Origin of the sequence: Rossellomorea vietnamensis, assembly GCF_008180415.1 — a bacterium.
In the GTDB taxonomy this organism is placed as follows: domain Bacteria; phylum Bacillota; class Bacilli; order Bacillales; family Bacillaceae_B; genus Rossellomorea; species Rossellomorea vietnamensis_C.
In genome coordinates this window covers 1-21,641 of record NZ_VTEI01000017.1, presented here as the reverse complement: position 1 = coordinate 21,641, position 21,641 = coordinate 1, and the positions used below count along the sequence as shown (strand labels likewise).

The following is a 21,641-nucleotide window of genomic DNA, read 5'->3' as shown; positions in this document are numbered from 1 at the left end:
TCTATGAAGAAAATGCCAATGACCTCTGTGGCCAGCGGAATGGGGATCGAAGTACTACCGGATCTCTATCATTATACTGTGCAAATTGTCAATATAGCTTTTATCGGAAACCCAAGTGTGAGCAATGAATTTATATTAGTAGATGCAGGAATGCCTGATTCACATGAAATGATCATTAAAGCTGCTCAGGAACGTTTTGGTGATGATTGTGTTTGTAAAGCAATCATCCTCACCCATGGACACTTTGACCATGTGGGAGCTCTTGAAGGTTTATTGAAAAAATGGGATGTGCCAGTTTACGCCCACTCAATGGAAAAGCCTTACCTCTCTGGAGAAAGCAATTACCCGCCTCCGAATACTGAGGAGGCTGGGCTGGTTGCAAAAATGTCCACTACCTTTCCGCGACATAGTATTGATATTTCTGCCAACCTCCATATTCTACCTAAAGATGGTTCAATCCCTGTTCTCCCCGATTGGAGATATGTCCATACACCTGGACATACACCAGGACACATATCTTTGTTCAGGAAGAACGACAAAGCTTTAATAGCTGGTGATGCCTTCATTAATGTGGAGCAGGAAAAGCTTTATGATGTCCTGACGCAAAAGCAGGAAATCCATGGACCTCCCCAATATTTCACAAGGGATTGGCAGGCTTCTTGGAATTCGGTTAAAACTCTCACTGAGCTGCAGCCATCTGTGGCGGTCGTCGGGCATGGCCTTCCGCTTGCAGATGATGAGCTTATCACCAACCTTGAACGTCTTTCAAGAGACTTTGGTGAAACAGAAATACCAGAGAATAAGAAATAGGAGTTCATTTTGAAAATTCCTCTGGGAATTATACTCTGGTTACCCATCAGTACCAAAAAGGAAGCACGGAGTAACCTCCGCCCTTCCTTTGTTTGTTAAAGCATCAAGTGGTTTAACACACTACTCCGTTAATTCGGAGCTTCTTGTTCCGATTATAGATCGATAAATATTTAGCAAAAATTGGGTTGTAAATTAAATACTATATTGAATGGCTCTCAGTTCCATCCTCATTATAAAGAGCTGCAGCAAATAAGGCGATTTTTATCATTTTCTCCAAGGCGATCGTCTCCAAGAAGGAGGGTTTCGCACCAAAAGTGGAAGCGCCTTGGTCAGGCCCGACAGGCAAATGTTCACAAGAGAAAAAAGGCGGTCTTTCCTTTTATTCTCTTGGGGTGATTTGACCCCGAGGGACTAGGCGCTGGAACTAGACGTGAACCTGCAGTTCTCTGCCCGCCATTTTTTCTAACATCTCTTGCTGTTTTTCTACAATAGTCTGCAAAGAAAATATCATTGATTCATGAGCCTTCAACGTATCCCTCATCCTAAGGAATGTCATTTCGTCTGAAGGATCTTCTCTAAAATTCACACCTATCACTCCCTTCCTTTTATACTATGTTCTATTCCTTTGGAGTGAATAGACGATTACTAGAAAACATAGTGAAAATTGACTTGCGCTTCTTTACTTGTGCAAAAACATTTTAGAAGAGAGTCATGAAAAAGAATGAAGCTGTGTTATCATGCTTCATTCTTTTCTTTTGTTAATTTCATGATCTTAGAAAAAACCCATAGTAACAGTGTCACGACCATAACGGGGGTGAAAATGATCAAGTAAAGCAGGATGCTTTCAAACAGAGGCCTCTCCCGCTCCCCTTCACTCTTACTGCTTATATCAGTGGATGCTGCAGTAAGAGACTGACTATTTGTAGAGCCTGCCGCTTCAATATTCAGCGAAGCATTAAAATCAGGAGTGAAATACAGAGAGGTCATCACAATGAAAAACAGAAGAGTACATTTTACAATAGATCTTGCCTTCATAAGCTGTGCTCCTTTCAATTAGAGGGTAGACATATCAGGTTGGATAGGCACAAGTTCAGTCTTGCTAAATAGGATGTAAAGGAAGTTAGAAAAATGATGATGCTGAAAGGAAGGTATTACTTCGTGAAAAATATGTATCCCTATATAGTGTCAGGTATGAACACAAGTTCTATACCATCATCACAAGTGAACATAAATAGTAATCATTATCACGCTCCAGAAATGTATGCCGACCAAGGAGTTTATTATGGCGGTATAGATGAATACAGATTGAACCCTTTGCAGATGTCTGGTATCGATGAAGAGGCCTTAACATCTATGGACCTTTCAGATTACTATGGAAGTCAACAGGGAATGAACCCATCCGATATGTACGGCATGCAGCAGGGAATGAACCCATCTGATATATATGGAAGCCAGCAGGGAATGAACCCATCCGATATGTACGGCATGCAGCAGGGAATGAACCCAACTGATATGTACGGCATGCAGCAGGGAATGAACCCATCTGATATGTATGGCATGCAGCAAGGAATGAGCCCATCTGATATGTACGGCATGCAGCAGGGAATGAGCTCATCCGATATGTACGGCATGCAGCAAGGAATGAACCCAACTGATATGTACGGAAGCCAGCAGGGAATGAACCCATCTGATATATATGGAAGCATGCAGCAAGGAATGACCCCATCCGATATATATGGAAGTCAGCAGGGAATGAACCCGTCTCAGCAGAATCAGATGACAACCATGAACCCCTACCCTATGAATGGCACTGCAGTGAGCAATGGTACCGGCCAGTTTCAAGGCGGAATGGGAGGCGGTTCCTTTCCACATTATGGGCAGCAAAGTGGAGGAGCTTTCGGTCCCACAACTATGCAAGGTGCTGGCAATCCGGGATATGGTCCCGGCATTCCATATGGACCGTATCAAACAGGACCTTCGCAAGGAGCTGCTGGACAGCCATTTATGGGAGGCGGTCCCTCGCAAGGGTTTGGTATGCCCGGCCCTTTCGGTATGAACCCTGGTTTGCCTAGAAGATTCTTTTGGTGATGAGAAGCAGAGCAGATCCTTGCTCTGCTTTTTTTTGTATGTGATTACCTTCGAATTTAACAAGGACATAACCTTTTAAATTCACTGTTCAGGAAGTATCCATCTTCTGCTTTTTCTTCATGAAATTTATTATGTGAAGGCTGCTCTTCTTTTTAATTGGCTCTTTTCGTAAACTTTGTTGCTATTTGACGCCAATTCTGAAAAAACAACCATAGTTCAGGGGAATAACCTGGTAAACATGAAAAGAAAAGAGCTTCTCTCCCAGATTTGAGAAAAAACCCTTAGTATCAGGGAAAAAATCCGGCTCTTGGGATTTTTCCGAAAAGCAACAATGTATGCGAAAACAGCCTTTTAATTAGAGAAGAAACTATATTCTTCATTAGATTATAAAGCAGTTACTTACTACTTCCCATTAAAAATGGCAAACTTCGAACTTATTGCCGTCTGGATCACTGAAAGAAAAGAACGTAACGGTTCCGTCTTGTTCAAGTGATCCTACCTCAACTCCCAGGCCCTTTAACTTTAACTGAGTTTCTTCAATTGCTTCGGAAAAAAGTATAGGTTTCACTGCTGAAGCTCCTGTTTTTCCCTCAATAATGGTGATAGGCGTTTCCCCCTGTCCCACTTTAAAAACGACATGGTTTCCTCCATCGAAAACTTCTTCGAGTTCCAATGTTTCCTGATACCATTGCCTGGCATCATCTAAATTTTTTACATTCAATATGACTGTGTCTATTCTAGAAAACATTCTTAAATCTCCTTTCGTCACTTTCAATAGGGTGTTTTTCCTTCTTTGAACACGATTAAACCGTACTGCTTTAAAGACATAGGAAATCTTCATTCAGCGCTCAGCTATAATACAAAGTTATTACAGAAGCTACTTAAACAAAGACAAGTTTCCTACTATTTCTTTGGCTTTCGGCTTAGGCATCGGAGGCAGGGCGACGACGGTCAAAGAACCAGAAGCAATTTCTGTTCTCCCACTGTCATGGACATAGTAATAGCCTTTCTCCGCTAATTTTTCTAAATCTTTTTGTCTTCCTCTTAGAACAATTTTATTCATTCCGGTTTGATACCATAAAATAAAGTCATCTCGTAAATCTGGAAATAAAGACGAATCCGAAAGAAGGTCGATCGTACTGATGGTTGCCGCATGAGCCGTTTGCGCTCCGATTTTTCCTGGTGACATATTCAACTCTTTATTTACGACGAAGTATTGAACTATCTCGCTGTTAATCATACGTCCTCCTAATAGTTGGGTAAAATAAATTTTTTAAAAAGTAAAAGAGGTTTTGATAGTGGAGATCAGATTTTTTTTTTTTAATTTTGGATGTCCACCAAGGGTACCGTAATATCCAATATATTCATATGTTAGAAGCGAGGGTTGAGAGATTCTGCTATTCAGGATTCAGTCTAGAATCTTACCCTTTGCTAGTTGTTTAGTTAAGGTTTCACTTGTATTCCAAGGGGGGCTCCCTCCCCCGCTGTATTGGATTTACTTTCTATTAATACTATACTTGGTAACCAACATTCTTGGAAAGCAATATTATGATAAATAATAATCAAGGGAATAAATTCTCTTATGCATCGAGGAAAGGACAAATACAAGATGTGCAATAAGCAGGCCTTGAGTCTGTTGTTTATCAGGATTTTCCGGGTTTATTATTGAACTATCTTTCGTGATTAATATCAAATAGCCACAAAGTTTACGAAAACAGCCAATGAAATGAACCGAAGAGGTGTTTTTCTTCGGTTACGTTTCTTGTTTCTTCAGCAAGTTCAATTCTTTGTAGATAGAGACGATTTCATCTATTTTCATCCTAACGAGTCCGCTGGATGAGGGAGCAACGAAATCGACCACACCATCCACGACAGACTTCTCCTGTACGCCCCAAGCTATCTTTCGTTTTTGTGAAAATTGTTGATACACCCCTTTCCCGACATAGCAGGCTATTTTAGGTGCATTTGATTGCAGCTTTTTTTTGAGAATGACCCTTCCCTCGCTGTACTCCTCTTTAGTTATGTCAGCAGCTTCTTTTGTCGGCCGCTCCACGATATTTGTCAATCCATACCCTAATTCCAATAAGGTTGAATCTTCCTCTGGTGCGTACTGCCTTGGAGTCAGCCCTGATAGATGGAGGATTTTCCAGAATCGATTACTGCGATTTGCATAGTTATGGCCGACTTCCCCAGATTTAAGGCTGGGATTGAAACCGATAAACACAATATCAAGATTTTTCTGTAAATGATCCGGTAATGGCTGCATCCTCTTCCTCCTTTCAGTGCTTCTATGCTTTAGAGCACAAAAAGGGACTGTCCCTTGAAAGCTTGGCTGTATTCCCATACATTGTTGCTTTCAGATATCCCCGTATACTAAGAGTTTTCTCTCAAATCTGAGAGAGCAGCTCTTTTCTTTTCCTGTTTACTAGGTTATTCCGATGAATTATGGTTTTTTTCGTAATTATGAAATAGCAACAAAGTTTCGATAAGAGCCTAATGCCTTAAAGTTCTAAAGACTTTACTTTTTATAGCTTCCCAGGATGAATTTCAGGTTATCGTGATCTAATTTCAACGGCTTCTTGCCGGCTCTTTCAAGCAATGAGAGCGTATTTTGGCAGGGGAAATGAAGTTCCCGTGTAAAATAGTGCTTGAAAATACCGAGTGCTTCATTCAATGAATTCTCAAGATCGCTCAACTTGTCCTTTTGAGAGAAAGGAACCAGCTCGAGATTTGGGAACTCCAGCACTTCTTTCACGACCTGAAAAATCTCTTTCTGTTTGAGAGGGGACGGATCCGTAATGTTATAGATCTTTCCATTTTCCCCAAGTGTCAATGCTTCCTTTAGCACACTGGCTACATAATCAACGGGGACGAGATTCATCCTTAATTCCTTTTCTCCAAGAAAACGATAAATGTTATCTTCCCATCCATCCTTCTTTGACACTTTCCGCTTGAGCAGTGAAGCTGCTTTCAGCAAGCCATATACACCAAAGGTGGTGTCTGCTTCACCTGTTCTGGAATCCCCGATAATGATGGATGGCCTAAGGATGATGACTTCCATTTTGTCTTTATAGGAATGAACAAGATGTTCCGCATGATTTTTTGATTCTTCGTAGTGGTTTACAAACTTTCTTTCGGAACTGTATAGTTCTTCTTTTCCTGCTGTTTCCATTCCTACTGTATAGGCTGTGCTCACATAAAGGAACTTTCTGCATTCTATTTTCTCTGAGAATTCCAATGCCCTCCTGGTTCCTTCGAGATTGACATCAAAGCTCTCCTTCTGCTGTTCAGGATCAAAAGAAAGGTAGGCTGCCATGTGAAAGATGGCCTCAACTTTCCCTTTCAAATTCTCTGTTTCTTTCAAGTCCAGCCCAAGCAGACTTGAGCTTAAATTTCCTATCACACAGGTGACGTTTTTCCTTAAACCAAGTGGTATGCCGGTAATGAACGCATTTGCTTTTCTTTCGTTCCTGCAAAGGACGTACAAATGGTGGTTGTCATTTAATAATTCTTCCGTTAATTTTTTGCCTACAAAACCCGTGGCTCCAGTCAAAAAAATATTCAATTACTATCCCTCATTTCTATAAGCTATTTTACCGTATAGAAAGGAAAAGAAACAAATGCTTGTATCTGATCGCCTCTAAGATCGGATCTTTTCATAAACTTTGTTGCTATTTGATACTAATTCCGAAGAAATATCAATCTCAAGAAGGAAAAAATATGGTAATATTGAAAGGCTCTTTTCTAAAAGATTGTTGCTTTGAATGCTATTTTATCTCCTCCTAATTTTCACTTAGAAGGATTGGAGTCGCGCTTGGAGCGGAAATCCATTTTAGAAAAACCAAAATCTTTGCGTAAACAGCCTTATGATCTTTACTGAAGTCCTTCCTATCCGTACATAATCAGTAGAAAGTTTGAAAAGGCTATTATGGAAAGGAGGTTGATCACAATGACTAATAAAAATGATAACCGCGAACGGAAAAATAAGTATCCAAGAAATAAAGCATTCAATGAAGAATTTGCAAAGGATGCAGCCATTCGCAGTGAAATCACCCAGCAGGACATTAAAAATAAATTGAAGTGATAATGGTTATCCCCTGTCTCATAAGGACTAGGGGGGATCTTTTGTTATTTAATAATAAAATGTAATAATAATAGGTTTAGAAATTAAAAGGTTTTTCCTTCCAATTATCGAATTCTATATATATATTAGAAAAATTCCGTTATAATGGAACAATCGAAGAAATTTCCATAGTCGGACAAAGGATATGAAGCTGGAGTCCACATGTAGGAACAGAGTGTCAGCGGAACACATTCTAACTGTAAGTTAAATACAGCCAGTAAGCTTAAAATTCATAGTTGGCCTGATGGACTGGGCATAGGACTAGTCATAAGCCAAAAAGATGGGGTGCCTCCCCTCTTTTTGGCTTTTTTTATATTAAAAAAGGCTGTATTCGCATACATTGTTGCTTTCGGATATCCCCGTAAACTAAAGATTTTCTCTCAAAGCTGAGAGAGCAGCTCTTTTCTTTTCCTAGGTAGGAGGTTATTCCGGTGAATTATGATTGTTTTTTTCGAAATTAGTTTGAAATAGCAACAAAAAAGAAAAACCTTAATGGAGTGAAGAGATTATGAAAAATTTTGTGCTTACTTTTAAAAGGTATTCTGCAGGTCTTCAAGGAGTCGCAAGGTATGGATAACACGCTTGTTATTTATATAAGGAATGAAGCCGACATTGTTGCAGCACGGAAAAAAGGTAGAGAGATTGCTCAACAATTACAGTTCAGCTTAACCAATCAAGCGAGAATTTTGACAGTCGTTTCAGAACTCTCAAGGAATATTTACAGGTATGCGGGCTGCGGCCACATAGAATTTGTATTAGTAGAACAGGATCGGAAAAAAGGGATCAGGATTATTTCAGTAGACCAGGGGTGCGGAATACCGGATGTCGAAAAGGCCATGCAGAAAGGATATTCTACATCTGGAAGTCTTGGTGCAGGTCTTCCCGGAGTGAAGACAATCATGGATGAGTTTGAACTCACATCGGCTCCAGGTTCAGGAACCAGGGTGGAAGCAGTTAAATGGCAAATAAGATAAAATTTATGAAGTTTGATTTCGTCTAAATAAAGAACTGTTATAATCGAACGGTTCTTTTCCACGTTAAAGCATTAAAATAGACAGTCCCTCTTAGTGCTTTAACGTGGTAAAGCGCTGTGAGAAACTATCCCTATTTCAATGTTATGTGCCGATCTCCTCCTGTTAAACAGCCGACTATCATCGGCCGTTAAGTCCTCTTCTTCAGGTTGCTTACACACTTTGTCCCTTCACTTCTAAAAAGGAGCGGCTTCCGATAGAAAAAAAGAAAATGCTTGTTAGAGCAATACCTGCAACGAGCCACAGCATGAAAGGTCCTCCCGCTTCATTGAACAGAAATCCCCCCAAGACAGGGCCGGCAAAGTTTCCTATTTTTCTGAACTGTCCAGCACCAAAATAAATTCCCCTTAAATGTTCAGGTGCCAGTCTGTCAATCAAAACAGAGTTCGCAGGAAAAATCAATATCTCCCCTAATGTCAGAAAGGCGACAGAAACAATGCACATCATCCACCCATCAGCAAAACCAAATCCCATTAATCCTAAACTCATAATGAGAGCGCCAGTGACCATCATTTGCATCGGTTTGAATCTCTCTGCAATTGAACTGACAGGCATTTGCAGAAATACGACCATTACAGCATTGATCGATAGCAAGATGGAAAAAATGTAAATTCCGTCTTCCAGGTGGGCTTCTAAATGCAGAGGTAAAGTGGATTGCAATTGTGAGTAGCCGATATTAACTAATATAATGGCGAGGATTAAAAATCGGAGAGCAGAATCCCGTTTCACTATTGAAAATGCATCACGAAAGGTAACGTTTGATTTGATTTCTCCTGTACCCTCCATTTTAAATTTTCTCAATAGAACCATAAGCGCCAACATATATACCAGATAGATGGTACCGGTTAGAACAAAAGTGGACGCTGCCGATATACTTGCTAAATAGGCACCAGCCAGCGGACCTGCAGCAGCTCCTATATTTATAGCGGTATAGCGGAGAGAATAGGCTTTCATCCTCTCCTCCTTTTTAGTGAGATCTGCCATTAATGCCTGAGAAGTTGGTTCAAAGAAAGAATTTGACAAACCATTCAATGCATTCAGTACGATGAACCAAATCGGATGGTCTGCCATACTGAATCCAAAGAACACAAGTGACATCGAGAGTAAAGAAAACAATAACACTGGTTTCCGGCCATATCTGTCAGATAAATGTCCGCCAACAAACCCCCCTGCCGTAGCCACAAGCGGGCTTGCACCAACGGTCAAACCTATCAGCAGAGGATGCATATCCATATTTCTGGAAAGGTATATTGCCAGAAATGGCATGGTCATGAAAAAGGCCGCTCTCGATAAAACCGTACCAGTCAGAAGAACCCAAATAATCGGGTGAAATTGATTAACATAACTTTTAATAGGATTCACTAGAAATTCCCCCTCTTTTCTTTCTATAACTTACTATATGGCGAAATCAGGGATAAGTAAATTCTATATATTTTATGTTTTTACATAATTAAGTCTTATCAAGGTAAACCCTATTCTTATATTTACAGCCTAAGACAACAGCATGACCATCAAAGGGACGGTTATAATACTCATGGACGTTGTGACCAGAGTACTAAATGAAACGAGATCAGGTTCAGTATCGAATTGGACAGCAAACATCGTTGTATTGGCAGCGGTCGGCATTGCCGCTAGAACAATAAGTACGCTGGCAAGCAGAGTATCCAGGGACAGCATCACGGTGATGGCATAGGCGATAACAGGGGAAATCACCAATCTGATGAATATCACTCCTGATAATTCTTTCATTTCAACGTTTTTCTTGGATATGCTTGCCAGCTGCATTCCCAGAACAAGCATGATGGTAGGAATGGCAGCCGAAGCTATTAGATCCATCCCGTTATAAATGAAATCTGGAATGGAAACAGATCCGATTTGCAGCAGAATGCCTGAAATAGAGCCATAAAGGACCGGCATTTTCAATATTTTAATTAATGATGCCTTCAACGTCCCGCCGCTTTTACTTCCTTTTGCTGCAAAATACAAACCAACGGTATTCATCAGTAAAGATTGAATGACCATCATAATGACCGCATACTGAAACCCCGTTTCACCAAAGGCAAATAGAATGACTGGCACTCCGTAATTTCCGCTGTTCATGAAAGCACCCGCTAATACAAAAGCAGATGTTTTACTGTGCGGCCTATTGGTCATCCTTCCTGCTATAAAAGAGACAAGGATTAAGCCGAACAACAGAAGGAGACAAAACAGTAAGATATAAAGGTAATTCATATTCAGTTCATTTTCATAAAAAGTTTGTAAAGCAAGGAACGGCAGCATCAAATACAAAGCTGCTGTTGAGAGGGACTTAATATCCAATTTGAGCAGCTTTTGACCAATAAAACCGACAGATAGAATGATAAAGACAGGCACTACGATTAATATAAAGCTCATTTTCAAAACTCCAAATCAATATTTTTCTAAAATAACAATCTAAGTATTTCATTAGTATAATTCAATTTGTAAATTCCTGCTTGCCATCTGCCTGATCACTCTACTATTTGTAAGAATGAATATACCCCTTTAATCGCTAAAAGGGGTTGATCCTCTTAAAGCTTTAAAGGGGTAAACGATTCTTGCTAATGGGTCATATTGTCTTTCTTCTTATCAATGTAAAGTGACCCGTCTTTCTGGACTTCTGCATAAAAGACTTCTGATATAGACTGTATTCCTTTTTGCTGAAGTTGTGATATCAGCCACTCTTCTTGAAGGTTGAGTCTTTTCAAATTATTTTCAATCACTTCTCCATCTGCTATGACTTCAGTGGATTGAGGAAATCTTCCACTTGTTAAAGGAACATTCATGTCATGTTTGGTGACGGTTTGCTGTGCCTGATTCTTGAGAACAGATAACTTTCCGTTTGTTTCGAATATCGCATAGTCAACGTCCTTCATGGAAAATACCTGTTTTTCACGCAGCAAGGCCATTAAGCCATCAACATCTAATTGGGTCTTTTTCAAGCTCTGCTCCATTATCTTCCCCTGTTTCACTACAATGATAGGCTCTCCCTCAAGGATTTTCCTTGCAGCTTTAGACTTTATGTCTATGTAAGAGAATCCAACCGTCAAAACAAGCCAGCCTGCAAGCGCAAGGAGTCCATTGCGTATACTTAATTCAGCAGAAACAACGATCGTCCCTCCGATGTTCCCCACAGCGACTGCCGAAATGAAATTGAAGAAAGTCATTTGGCTGATTTCTTTTCTTCCGGAGAGCCGGGCCATGATGAACAAAGCGATAAAAGCAATTACCACCCTTAAAAACAGCTCGAAAACATTCATTGAGATTCCTCCTTTTCCGTTATTATCTTTATAAAAAAGAAAAGTATGAAAAAAGCTCCCAAATTGGACTGGGAGCTCTCTCTTTAATTAATTGTAATTTCTTGAAGAATCTTGAGCATAGCCGGGTATACAGCTTCTGATTCTTCTTCATTAGGATAATGGATAGTGAATTTTAAAATTTTGCCATCAACGCTTTTTACCCCAATGGCCGTTTGAACTTTTGTATTCTGAGCACTGAGAAAAAAATGTGCCTTTTCATAAAACGGAAGAGGATTCTGAGTCCTTAATTCTGTCACAGAACCCAGTGCTGCAAGCTGCTCTCCTGCATTCATTCGCACATTCTTTATGTCCGTTTGAGAATCAAGCACTTCCACCCTTGCAAAGTAATTTTCCTTAGTTTTAGATTGAAGAATATAAGTTCTTGGTTCCTCAGATGTAAAAGTATAACCGGAATTCAAAGGAACATGCAGGCGGATTTTTTCAGCATCGTATCCGGCTGGCATAGTGTGCATCTGACTGACCTTTAGGACCTGTCCTGCAAAGATCAGGTTATTTTTTAAACCATTATTTCTTTTCAGTTCATCTATAGAAATCCCATATTCTTGACTGATGCTCCATAAAGTATCTCCGCTCCGGATAATGACGAAATTGGGAATTTTAAGTTTTTGACCACTGAAAATCGTATCTGATTTCAGTCCGTTCACATATTTTAATTGGTGAACGGTAGTACCGTGTTTTTTTGCAATGCTCCATAATGTATCGCCTTTTTTAACCTTGATGATCTTCTGGATTTGTAGTTGTTCACCTGCATAGATGATGTTGGAAGTGAGATCATTACTCTCCCTCAGTTGCTTCACAGTCATCCCATATTTTTGGGAGAGACTCCAAAGAGTATCTCCTTTCTTAATAAGATGAAAATGTTCAGCTTGTGCATGTGTAAGGCTGAAAGCTGATAGTGCCAATGCGATGGCTGCCGACTTGATAAATGTTTTCTTCATGATTTAACCCCCATAATGTTCTCTCTTGATGTAATTTGCTGTAAATCTCCTTTTACACCTTATTAGACGAAGGGAAGGTCAGCAAGTTACAACAGAATGAGCCCGTTTTGAAGGATTAAACAATAAGAAAATAGGTGCCGAATATGATAGCGATGACAATCACAAAAACAGCCAGGGCAATAATGGTGGCTCTTGATGTGCGGAAGGATTGATTATTTATGGCATCAATTTTTTTAATGTAGGCAAAGAGTGCCATGATGATGGTCAGGATACCGAGTCCGACAGATGATAAGCCAATGATATTCGCAAGCAAATCGCTCAAGGGAGATAGTTTGTCTGCCATTGTAAAATGGAGGTTGGTTACTAGGAACCCGACCCCGATGATGGCAATTGCAGTACGAATCCAGGCAAGAAAGGTCCTTTCACTCGCCAAGTGCTGCTGGATATATTTTGAGTCAATGGTACTTTGAGAATCCTCATCGGAATATTCTCGTTTCTTCATGAGTATACCCCCTTAAAGAATGGATTGTTCACCTTACTTCTTTCCCCCTATAAATTGGCTATATACAAACCTTTCCTTTTCTCATGGCGGCCAGCTCTTGTATTTTAAGCCCTTAGGCGGCGTATTCCCATGGAGTTACATTTAGCATTCCTGCCTTCACGATCTGTGATCGCCAAAACATCTCCAGATAAAGATATTTTTAAAATGAAGTTTTCAAGAATTCATGTAGTTCAGTTCCATAGACGTATTTTTCCTGCTTGAATCTTTCATTCCATTTGTTCATCTTCCGCTTTCCTTCGTAATCGTAACGGATGTAAACTCTCCTTTTTATAGGGCTCTTTTCGTAAACTTAGATACTATTTTATATTAACTTCGTAAGATAACGGCTTTATATTCTGCTAAGCCGGTTCTTTCAAAAAGCTTAGTTAGATGGATTATAAAAAAAGAGAGCCTAAAAAACATTAAAGAAAAATGAGAAACAAAAGGTCCCATACTCGATTGAGCAGGGCCCTTTTATAGGTTGTTTTCGCATATATTGTTGCTTTCGGATATCCCCGGATAGTAAGAGTTTTATTTCTGATGGAGGGAGAGCAGCTCTTTTCTTTTCGGTGACACCATTCTTCCCCCTCTTAATATTGTTGTTTTTTTGGACTTAGTATCGAATAGCAACAAAGTTTACGATAAAAGCCTTATTAAAATATCTTATTCACCATTAAGATGACTCCTGCCAGGAGCCAGAGGAGAACACCAGGTCAGATGGAAGGATTGAACCTCTTATACTTCATTTGATTCTCCACTTTGCTGCTTCAGGAACCGAACCTTGCTTGCATTTTTGCTGTTTGGACATATAAACGCTCCTCTTTGACCAGGACCAGGCCTCTTATTAGACTCTTAAAACCTTAAATTCCCCGCCTCCAAGCAAAGTTTTTACATAATCAATTTTTGCTTCATCAAAATAAACTTTGTCTTTTTCATTAACAAGGAATTGAATTCCTTCTATTTCTGTTACTTCATCTTTTTCTAAAGCTGACTCATCCAGAGTCAGACGCAGCTTAGGGCCTCCTCAGCCAATGCCCATTTCAAGACGGATGAACGGTTTTTTGCCTTGCTCGATGACGTCTTTTACTTGAGAACGAATAACATCTATTGCTGATTGAGTCACTTTAACCATTGATATGCCTCCTTTACAACAAGCTTTTATAGTTGAGGATATGCTTTCTCAATCCTCTAAAAAAAGGCTAAAATCCCTAGATAGTATGATTTTACCCTTTTAAGGGCAGCTATAACAGCAAAATCAAACTATTATAGTATATCCATCCAAATTTTAATGGCAGTTCCCAAGATCAGGAATGCCAGTATATATTGAAGAATCTTGGTATTTAGCTTCTTGCCAGCCATTGCGCCGAGCGGTGAGGCTATCAAGCTTGCAGCAACCATAACCAATGCGGGAAGATAGTCCACCTGCCCCGTGGTAATTTTACCGACTGTTGCTCCGATAGAAGAAATAAAGGTTATGGCAAGCGAAGAGGCAATCGTCATTCGTGTAGGGATTTTCAGTACGACCAGCATGATCGGCACAAGCAGGAAAGCTCCGGCAGCACCGACAATTCCTGCTCCCACACCAACAATCAAAGCCAACGAAGCTGCCAGCCACTTATTGAACTTCACTTTGTCCAGAGGAATGTCATCAATTCCTTTTTTGGGGATGAACATCATAACTGCTGCGATGAGAGCTAACACTCCATACACTAAATTGATTCCGCCTTCTGACATCAGTTTGGAACCATACCCGCCGACGAAGCTTCCGATTAAAATCGCACCGCCCATATAAACTATCAAAGTTTTGTTAAGATATCCGCCTTTACATAAGCCCAAACACCGCCGATCGTGGCGAAAAAAACCTGTACGGCACTGATGCCGGATACCTCATGGGCACTGAATGCTGCCAGCCCAAATAAAGGCGGGATGTATAATAACATGGGGTATTTGATAATTGACCCGCCTATCCCGAGCATTCCTGAAATATATGAACCTATGAAACCTATTAGAAATATAACGATAATAAATCCTATATCCATTCTTATACCTCCTTAAAAAAGGGAACCATGTATCGGTTCCCTCATATATTTACCCTTTTTTAATCCAAAACTTGAAAACATCATTCTCTTCTTCGTGATGAATTAGTTCATGGCCGCCTGATTTTGTCCAGGCTGTAAGGTCGCTTTTAGCTCCTTTATCTGTTGCGTGGATCTCCAGTATGTCTCCTGATTGAAGGTCATTGATGGCCTTTTTGGTTTTCACAATCGGCATTGGACATGCTAGTCCTTTTGCATCTAATACTTTTGTTGAATTCATTTTAATAGCCTCCTGAAAATGTTCATTGTATTTTATTGTTCCTTTATTTCTGTAATCGATAGTTACTAACGATGCCTAAATAGCTCATTTTGAAAAAAGATATTTTTAAGCCATATATAATCTCAAGTGTTATCTTACCGCGCAACGGTTGGGGCCGATCTCCATTTCACGCTGCTGGTCTCTATCTGGAGTGATTTTTCCCATGTTCGTCTTACGGATTTCCTGATAAGCATTTGGCTGAGGAGGAAGGTTTTCTGTTACAAGTGATCTGAATTCTGATTCATCATTGATATTCAATCCATGGTTTTGTGCATATAGTACACCAAGTTTTTCGGATACAGTTCCATCTTCATTTAATTCATCAATGACCATGAAGTGAGCAGGAAGAACGATCAAGTCATTGGAAAGTTCTTTGTACCGCGTGTAGAGTGTTTCACGAAGATCTCCTACCCAGTCTTCAGCCAAGCCAGCAAGGTCAGGTCTTCCGATAGAATCGATGAAGAGGATATCACCCGTCATCAGATACTGTTCGTCTACTACAAATGAAGTTGATCCAATTGTGTGGCCCGGTGAGTACAATGCGTGAATATTGATTTTTGTATTTCCGATTGTTACTTCATTGCCGTCTTCCAAAGCCGCATACTGGAATGTCACTTCTTCAGCATCTTTTGGAGGCAGCCAGTAGGTTGCTCCTGTATCTTCTGCAATAATGCGGCCGCCTGAAATGTGATCGGCGTGAAGGTGTGTATCGAATACATGAGTAATCCTGGCATTTACACTTTGCGCAAACTCCGTATAAATATCGGCCATTCTTGTTGAATCAATGATTGCGGCTTCACCGTTAGAGACTACCATGTAAGATAGGCAGCCTTTCCCAATGCGTACGAATTGGTAGAGCTCGCCCCCGTCTTTTAAGTCGCCTACTTTAACCGGCTCAAGATGTTCACTCCATGCTTTCATACCGCCTTCCAGGTAAGAAACGTCCACCCCTTCGTCAGAAATCATTTCCGCGACCATAACAGAAGACCCCTCTTTAGCACATACGACAAGAATATCTTTGTCTTTTGGCAGTTTATCCATGATTTCCTCAACGCCATCCAGAAGATCGAAGTAAGGAATATTTAGATAATCGAAATTGCGGCCTTCTATCTTCCAATCTTGAAAAGAGTCCTCATTACGAACATCAAGGATAAACAGATCTTCGTTATTGAATACTTTTTGTGTTACTTCTTTTGCATTCATAGCTTTTACAGTCATTTTTATTTACCCCCTGCGGTATTATTGTTTGTAAAAAAATTTAGTTGGGGACCTTATAGGACCCCGGATTTTGATTAATTGGTGTTTGATTCACTGGCGCCGGTCCACTGGCTCATTCCTGGAACAACGTTGATGACGTTACTGAAGCCATTCTCTGTTAGCTTTTGTGAAGCAAGATCGCTGCGGCTTCCAGTGCGGCAAACTACATAGATCTCATCTTCTTTGTTCAGTTCACTCATACGTGATTCTAATTCTCCCAATGGGAGTGAAACTGAATTTGGGATATGGTTAAATACATATTCCGCGGATTCTCTTACATCCAAGACAACAATGCTTTCTCCCAGTCTAGCCGCAAGTTGATCATTATCAATTACATGAGGATGTTTTTTCTCAATAGATTCTTCGCATGATGCTTTTCTCAAGTAATGCTTAAGGACTTCCCCTTCTTCAATTGTACCCAGATACTGATGCCCTGCTTTCTCGGACCAGGCCTTGATATCTGCTTTCGAGCCTTTATCGGTTGCTTCCACTTCCAGAACCTGTCCGGCTTCAAGTCCATTTATGGCCTTCTTCGTTTTTACAATTGGCATAGGACATGCCAGTCCTTTAGCATCCAATACTTCATTTACTTTGATATTTTCCATATGATAACCTCCAATTAATACGCCATAGGGTATAATTTTTCGTAAAAAAATTTATTCTGTTTTACCTTCCCAAGCAAGCATGCCGCCATTCATATTAATGACCTTATACCCCTGATTCTCTAAGAATTGACATGCACGGCCGCTTCTTCCACCTGAACGGCATACCATGATATATTCTTGTGATTTATCAAGCTCATTCATTCGAAATTCAACTAATCCCAAAGGAATATTGACAGCACCGGGAATTTTTCCCTCTGCCACTTCATTCGTTTCACGGACATCGATAATATTTGCAGGTTTACCTTCGTGTACAATTGTTTCGACTTCTCTTGGTGTGATCTCTCTCATATAGCATTCCTCCTTATTTTAAGCTCCTTTCCTGTAGCACATGCTGGGGAAAAGAGCATGAAACTAGCGAAATTATATTTATTTAGACCAGGCTCCCATACCGCCTTTTACATTGGCGACTTTATTGAAGCCTTTTTTCTTAAGAATTTTTGCTGCCTTATTGCTTCTCGTGCCGCTCTGGCACATCAAAACGATTTCTTTATTAGTAGTAAGTTCTTTGGTCTTGTAGGGTAATTCATATAGTGGGATGTTTTTAAAACCCTGAATATTTCTCTTGTTAAACTCACCTTTTGTCCTTACATCAATGAACATTTTGTCTTTATCCTGCAGTTCATTTTCCAGATCAGCTGTACTGATATGCCTTACACCTCTTGCGGGCATAAGACGCATAATAATGATGATGACTAAAATACCGACAAGGATATACCTCATGTAATCCAAGTAATTGGCCCCCTTATTAGATGAACAGGTTAACGTTACCGTCTTCTGCATCCGCTAAATATGCTGCAACCCCAGCATACTCGATACTATCCAATAATTCTTCTTTTTGCAAACCAAGAAGATCCATTGTCATCGTGCAAGAAACAAGTTTTACATCCTGTTCCTGAGCCATCTCAATCAAAGCAGGAAGTGACATTGCATTATGTTTCTTCATGACTCCTTTGATCATCTTTGGTCCCATCCCCGCAAAGTTCATATTGGAGAGCCCCATTTTATCTGCTCCTCTTGGCATCATCTTGCCGAACATCTTTTCCATGAATCCTTTTTTCACTTCGATATTCTCATCTTTTCGAAGCGCGTTCAATCCCCAAAAAGTATGGAAGATGGTAACTTCGTGATCATATGCAGCAGCGCCGTTCGCAATGATGTAAGCAGCCATGGCCTTATCATAATCTCCACTGAATAGTACGATAGTTGTTCTTTTTTTATCTGTCATTGTTTTCTCCTCCTGCTTAACTATTATTTATTTACCACTACCCTATGGGGTATTAAAGTTGTAAAAAAATTATCCCTTTTTAATCCAGAAAGTAAAGATATCCCTTTTTTCTTTATGATCCAACATCTCGTGACCGGTTGATTTTGCCCATGCTGTTAAGTCATTCTTAGCTCCTTTATCAGATGTAAGAACCTCCAGTACTTGACCTGGTTCCAAATCGTTCATAGCCTTCTTTGTTTTTATGATCGGCATTGGACAAGCCAAGCCCTTTGCATCTAATACTTTATCTGCATTCATCTTTATACCTCCAAATAATTTTTAGTAATACCTATAGGGGTATATTACTATGTGAAAAAAAGGTTGTCAACCCTTTTTAGTTTTATCTGCTTTTAACCAGCAGGTTGACAGCCTCTTTTATCATGTCGTCAGATTTTTCTCCACGTTTCTCCGCTTCCAGTACACATTCGACGAGGTTGGAACTTACAATGACTCCGACTGTTCTATCTACAGCAGAACGGACGGCGGATAATTGAGTGATGACTTCTTTGCAATCTTTGTTTTCTTCCATCATTTTTAGAACGCCTCTTAACTGGCCTTCCATACGTTTCACACGATTCTTGACCCCATCATTATATTCCATAACAATACCCCTTTCCCTTATTCTGATTTAGCGGAGATTGTTTTTCAGTCAAAGTATAACCTGCAACCTCAAATCCTTTTCTTCTCAGCATCCTGATGCTCATGTTTTTTTCAACCGGAGTAGATGCTGCGACATGTATCCGGGTGGCTGCCACATCGTCCCAGTTTCTTTTGATATACGCCACTGGGAGATTAACAGCATGAGGTATAGGATTGGCAGATGACTGGTTATAATCCCGAACATCTAATATGAGTATCGATTCCGTCTCTGCTGGAAGTTCAGTGCTGCACTGAACTCCTTTGACGGGAAAGTATCTATTATACATTGCAACCATTATGGTGCTTACTATGATAATCAATAATAACATTTTAATACCGCCCTTATCAATTTATAAGGAAACATCTTGCTTACATGAGTTATTTTATACCCCTGTAGGTATTAAGTCAACCTCTTTTTCCGAAACTAGGAGTTTTTGCTCTTTAGTAAAGCGGCGTTTTGGCTGCCAAATTTACCTAACCTTTTAAAATTCCCCTTGAAGCAAAGTGATTATGAGTTAATCCCCCAGTTAAAAGTGTGCAAGATGATTGGATAATGATTATCATGCTCCTTAGTACAATGAACAGTAGAAGAGATTCCTAAAAATCCTTCCATAATTTGAGCTTTTCAAAGGTCGCTAAATAGTCTTTCTATTCAATGTCCATGTTGATCGTTGAGTAAACTAATTATTCATTGTTGCAACAGTAACATATAAAAATTCGCAAAATCAATGGCAATGCTTACAATACCTATGAGAGATTATAAAAAAGGATGAATTCATCCTGTAAGCTTCCTCTTCATTAAATGCTTTTTTCCATACAGCCTATTAACCGCTCTTCAATATCTTTTGCGAATTCTTTCATGTTTTCATCGTTCAGCATGGAAATGAGTGAGGTAGGTTTCGGCATCCCTATCCTCGTTTCCCCGCCCTCTTGATAAACGACCATTTTACATGGAAGGAAGTAGCCCGCCATAGTGTTCTCATTCAGTACTCTTTGTGCTTCTTTCGGGTTGCAAACTTCTAGTACCCTGAATTCTTTTTCGAACTCCAATCCTTTTTCCTGAAGTTTCTCCTTTATATCAAAAGTCCAGAGTACCCCGAATTGTTCCTCCTTCAAGCTTGTTTCCAGGCTTTCCACTGCCTCATCAATGGTTTTAGGTGTTGAAAGAGTATAATCAAACATGAGCAGCCTCTCCTTAATATAATATTTAAAACCGTTTCTATCTGACTGCACACCGGTTTGGCCCGGTTTCCATCACGGTCTGTTGTTCTTCGTCAGGACTTTCTTTCCCCATATTTGTTTTACGGATCTCTTCATAAGAGTTCGGCTGAGGCGGCAGGTTTTCTGACACTGTTTTTCTGAACTCTTCTTGGTCATTAATATTTAATCCATGGTTTTCCTGATAGAGCGTACCGAGTTTTGCAGATATGCTTCCATCTTCATTCATCTCATTGATTCCCATATAATGAGCAGGCAAAACAAATAAATTTTCATCGAGGTCTTTATACCTCCGATAAAGAGTTGTACGAAGATCTCCTGCCCAGTCTTCTGCTTTACCTGCAAGGTCAGGGCGGCCGATCGAATCGATGAAAAGGATATCTCCTGTTAGTAAATACTGATCATCGATAATATAAGAAGTACTGCCGATAGTATGCCCCGGCGAGTACAAAGCTTTAATGATGGAATAACCTACCTCGTATTGGTCCCCGTCCTTGACCGGCTCATAGGAAAACTGCAAATCCTCAGCATCTTTTGGAGGCAGAAAGTATTCAGCCCTGCTGTGTTCAGTGAGTTCTCTTCCCCCTGAGATATGATCCGCATGCAAATGTGTATCAAGCACTCGAGTCAACTTGATATCATTTTCTGCCAGGATTTTTCTGTAGGGTTCCGTCATTCGGGCTGCATCCACAATTGCGGCTTCTCCGTTGGACTGAATTAAATACGACAGGCAGCCTTTACCGATCCGTACAAACTGATGCAAGGTTCCTCCTCCCTGCAAGTCACCTATTTTGATCGGTTCCAGATGTTCACTCCAGGCACTCATCCCGCCTGTTATTGAATAAACATCCGTATAACCTGCTTCGGCAATTACCTCCGCTGCTTTTAGAGAAAAATTTCCTTTATCGCAAATAACATAAATCCTCTGAGATTCAGGAAGCCTATCTAGGAAAGAGTCAATGCCTTTTTCCTTAATTTCTGTGTAAGGTGCATTAATGACCTCCACATTCCTGCCTTCAACTTTCCAATCATCAAATGCATCAGTGTTCCTAACATCTACAATAAAAACCTTTTCATTACTTAATACTTTTTGAGTTATAGATTATCATATTAAGTCGAACGGCTCGTAAATTAAAATAGCTCAAGTGGGTACACAATAGTTAACGCCAATCAACTAAGGAGTGTTCCCAAATGAGCTATACCCATATCGTACCACAGGAACGTGTATTAATTGAAAGTTATTGCCTGGAAAAGAAGTCGCTCTCCTATATTGCCGCACAGTTGAAAAGAAGCAAGAGCACCATTCATTACGAGCTAAAACGCTGTAAGCCTTATAATGCCCTGCAGGCCCAGCTCGACTACGATGCCAAGCGG

26 protein-coding genes and 2 pseudogenes are annotated in these 21,641 nt (G+C 40.1%); 5 read left to right on the top strand and 23 right to left on the bottom strand.

The features are described 5' to 3' along the window. Positions 1-3: 3 nt before the first annotated feature. On the top strand, positions 4-810 hold the full coding sequence (locus FZC78_RS20700; RefSeq protein WP_148941990.1) for an MBL fold metallo-hydrolase: 807 nt from the start codon (positions 4-6) through the stop codon (positions 808-810). Between the two features lie 424 nt (positions 811-1,234). Here FZC78_RS20700 and FZC78_RS23925 read toward each other — a convergent pair whose 3' ends face one another. After that, positions 1,235-1,396, bottom strand: coding sequence for a hypothetical protein (locus FZC78_RS23925; RefSeq protein ID WP_187445037.1), 162 nt, complete (start codon positions 1,394-1,396; stop codon positions 1,235-1,237). A gap of 149 nt (positions 1,397-1,545) precedes the next feature. Further along, positions 1,546-1,845: a hypothetical protein gene (locus FZC78_RS20695; RefSeq protein WP_148941989.1), complete on the bottom strand. Its 300-nt coding sequence runs from the start codon at positions 1,843-1,845 to the stop codon at positions 1,546-1,548. A 93-nt stretch (positions 1,846-1,938) separates the two neighbouring features. On the opposite strand from FZC78_RS20695, the gene FZC78_RS20690 reads away from it, so the two are divergent. After that, positions 1,939-2,898 (top strand): hypothetical protein, encoded by a 960-nt coding sequence (locus FZC78_RS20690; RefSeq protein ID WP_148941988.1) that lies wholly within the window; start codon positions 1,939-1,941, stop codon positions 2,896-2,898. A 412-nt stretch (positions 2,899-3,310) separates the two neighbouring features. On the opposite strand, the gene FZC78_RS20685 is transcribed toward FZC78_RS20690, so the two are convergent. The 4 genes from FZC78_RS20685 to FZC78_RS20670 form a co-directional block, all read right to left on the bottom strand. After that, entirely contained in the window at positions 3,311-3,646 is a 336-nt protein-coding gene (locus tag FZC78_RS20685; RefSeq protein ID WP_187445036.1) for a VOC family protein, read from the bottom strand. 129 nt (positions 3,647-3,775) lie between these two features. Further along, complete coding sequence (locus FZC78_RS20680; protein ID WP_148941986.1) at positions 3,776-4,138, bottom strand: aminoacyl-tRNA hydrolase; 363 nt, start codon at positions 4,136-4,138, stop codon at positions 3,776-3,778. A gap of 513 nt (positions 4,139-4,651) precedes the next feature. Beyond that, positions 4,652-5,164 carry a mismatch-specific DNA-glycosylase gene (locus FZC78_RS20675; protein ID WP_148941985.1) on the bottom strand — a complete coding sequence of 171 codons (513 nt, stop codon included), beginning with the start codon at positions 5,162-5,164 and terminating at the stop codon, positions 4,652-4,654. Positions 5,165-5,416: 252 nt separating this feature from the next. Beyond that, complete coding sequence (locus tag FZC78_RS20670; RefSeq protein WP_148941984.1) at positions 5,417-6,463, bottom strand: SDR family oxidoreductase; 1,047 nt, start codon at positions 6,461-6,463, stop codon at positions 5,417-5,419. 384 nt (positions 6,464-6,847) lie between these two features. Here FZC78_RS20670 and FZC78_RS24645 point away from each other — a divergent pair, with 384 nt between their 5' ends. Continuing rightward, positions 6,848-6,982, top strand: a complete 135-nt coding sequence (locus tag FZC78_RS24645; RefSeq protein WP_286365512.1) for a hypothetical protein — start codon at positions 6,848-6,850, stop codon at positions 6,980-6,982. A 608-nt stretch (positions 6,983-7,590) separates the two neighbouring features. After that, positions 7,591-7,995 (top strand): anti-sigma regulatory factor, encoded by a 405-nt coding sequence (locus FZC78_RS20665; protein WP_148941983.1) that lies wholly within the window; start codon positions 7,591-7,593, stop codon positions 7,993-7,995. Between the two features lie 210 nt (positions 7,996-8,205). Here the strand turns inward: FZC78_RS20665 and FZC78_RS20660 are convergent, their stop codons facing one another. The 17 genes and pseudogenes from FZC78_RS20660 to FZC78_RS20580 form a co-directional block, all read right to left on the bottom strand. Further along, positions 8,206-9,414: an MDR family MFS transporter gene (locus FZC78_RS20660; protein WP_148941982.1), complete on the bottom strand. Its 1,209-nt coding sequence runs from the start codon at positions 9,412-9,414 to the stop codon at positions 8,206-8,208. Positions 9,415-9,543: 129 nt separating this feature from the next. Further along, positions 9,544-10,446, bottom strand: coding sequence for an AEC family transporter (locus FZC78_RS20655; RefSeq protein WP_148941981.1), 903 nt, complete (start codon positions 10,444-10,446; stop codon positions 9,544-9,546). Between the two features lie 185 nt (positions 10,447-10,631). Next, positions 10,632-11,330, bottom strand: coding sequence for a YetF domain-containing protein (locus FZC78_RS20650; protein ID WP_148941980.1), 699 nt, complete (start codon positions 11,328-11,330; stop codon positions 10,632-10,634). A 515-nt stretch (positions 11,331-11,845) separates the two neighbouring features. Then, positions 11,846-11,962 (bottom strand): annotated as a pseudogene (locus tag FZC78_RS24920) (LysM peptidoglycan-binding domain-containing protein); the annotation flags it as partial. Positions 11,963-12,443: 481 nt separating this feature from the next. Continuing rightward, a complete protein-coding gene (locus FZC78_RS20640; RefSeq protein ID WP_148941978.1) occupies positions 12,444-12,830 on the bottom strand; it encodes a YidH family protein in 387 nt (128 codons plus the stop codon). Between the two features lie 1,302 nt (positions 12,831-14,132). Then, positions 14,133-14,908 (bottom strand): annotated as a pseudogene (locus FZC78_RS20635) (sulfite exporter TauE/SafE family protein). A 49-nt stretch (positions 14,909-14,957) separates the two neighbouring features. Then, positions 14,958-15,185 (bottom strand): sulfurtransferase TusA family protein, encoded by a 228-nt coding sequence (locus FZC78_RS20630; protein ID WP_148941977.1) that lies wholly within the window; start codon positions 15,183-15,185, stop codon positions 14,958-14,960. Positions 15,186-15,314: 129 nt separating this feature from the next. After that, complete coding sequence (locus tag FZC78_RS20625) at positions 15,315-16,442, bottom strand: MBL fold metallo-hydrolase (RefSeq protein WP_148941976.1); 1,128 nt, start codon at positions 16,440-16,442, stop codon at positions 15,315-15,317. Positions 16,443-16,516: 74 nt separating this feature from the next. After that, positions 16,517-17,086, bottom strand: a complete 570-nt coding sequence (locus tag FZC78_RS20620) for a sulfurtransferase TusA family protein (protein ID WP_148941975.1) — start codon at positions 17,084-17,086, stop codon at positions 16,517-16,519. Positions 17,087-17,137: 51 nt separating this feature from the next. Beyond that, complete coding sequence (locus FZC78_RS20615; protein WP_148941974.1) at positions 17,138-17,434, bottom strand: rhodanese-like domain-containing protein; 297 nt, start codon at positions 17,432-17,434, stop codon at positions 17,138-17,140. A 78-nt stretch (positions 17,435-17,512) separates the two neighbouring features. Further along, the gene (locus FZC78_RS20610; RefSeq protein WP_187445040.1) at positions 17,513-17,866 is read right to left on the bottom strand and encodes a rhodanese-like domain-containing protein; all 354 of its coding nucleotides are present in this window, start codon (positions 17,864-17,866) and stop codon (positions 17,513-17,515) included. A 25-nt stretch (positions 17,867-17,891) separates the two neighbouring features. Further along, positions 17,892-18,371, bottom strand: a complete 480-nt coding sequence (locus tag FZC78_RS20605; protein WP_148941972.1) for a DsrE/DsrF/DrsH-like family protein — start codon at positions 18,369-18,371, stop codon at positions 17,892-17,894. A gap of 69 nt (positions 18,372-18,440) precedes the next feature. Further along, positions 18,441-18,668 (bottom strand): sulfurtransferase TusA family protein, encoded by a 228-nt coding sequence (locus FZC78_RS20600; protein WP_148941971.1) that lies wholly within the window; start codon positions 18,666-18,668, stop codon positions 18,441-18,443. 82 nt (positions 18,669-18,750) lie between these two features. Then, positions 18,751-19,011: a metal-sensitive transcriptional regulator gene (locus tag FZC78_RS20595; protein ID WP_148941970.1), complete on the bottom strand. Its 261-nt coding sequence runs from the start codon at positions 19,009-19,011 to the stop codon at positions 18,751-18,753. Further along, positions 19,001-19,378 carry a hypothetical protein gene (locus tag FZC78_RS20590; RefSeq protein ID WP_148941969.1) on the bottom strand — a complete coding sequence of 126 codons (378 nt, stop codon included), beginning with the start codon at positions 19,376-19,378 and terminating at the stop codon, positions 19,001-19,003. Before FZC78_RS20590 ends, FZC78_RS20595 begins: the two co-directional genes overlap by 11 nt. 469 nt (positions 19,379-19,847) lie before the next feature. Next, positions 19,848-20,231, bottom strand: coding sequence for a DUF302 domain-containing protein (locus FZC78_RS20585; protein WP_148941968.1), 384 nt, complete (start codon positions 20,229-20,231; stop codon positions 19,848-19,850). A gap of 37 nt (positions 20,232-20,268) precedes the next feature. Further along, the gene (locus FZC78_RS20580; RefSeq protein WP_148941967.1) at positions 20,269-21,366 is read right to left on the bottom strand and encodes an MBL fold metallo-hydrolase; all 1,098 of its coding nucleotides are present in this window, start codon (positions 21,364-21,366) and stop codon (positions 20,269-20,271) included. 92 nt (positions 21,367-21,458) lie between these two features. Between FZC78_RS20580 and FZC78_RS20575 the strand changes: the two genes are divergently transcribed. Then, positions 21,459-21,641, top strand: a 183-nt coding sequence (locus tag FZC78_RS20575; protein ID WP_148941966.1) for a helix-turn-helix domain-containing protein, incomplete at its 3' end; no start/stop codon positions are given.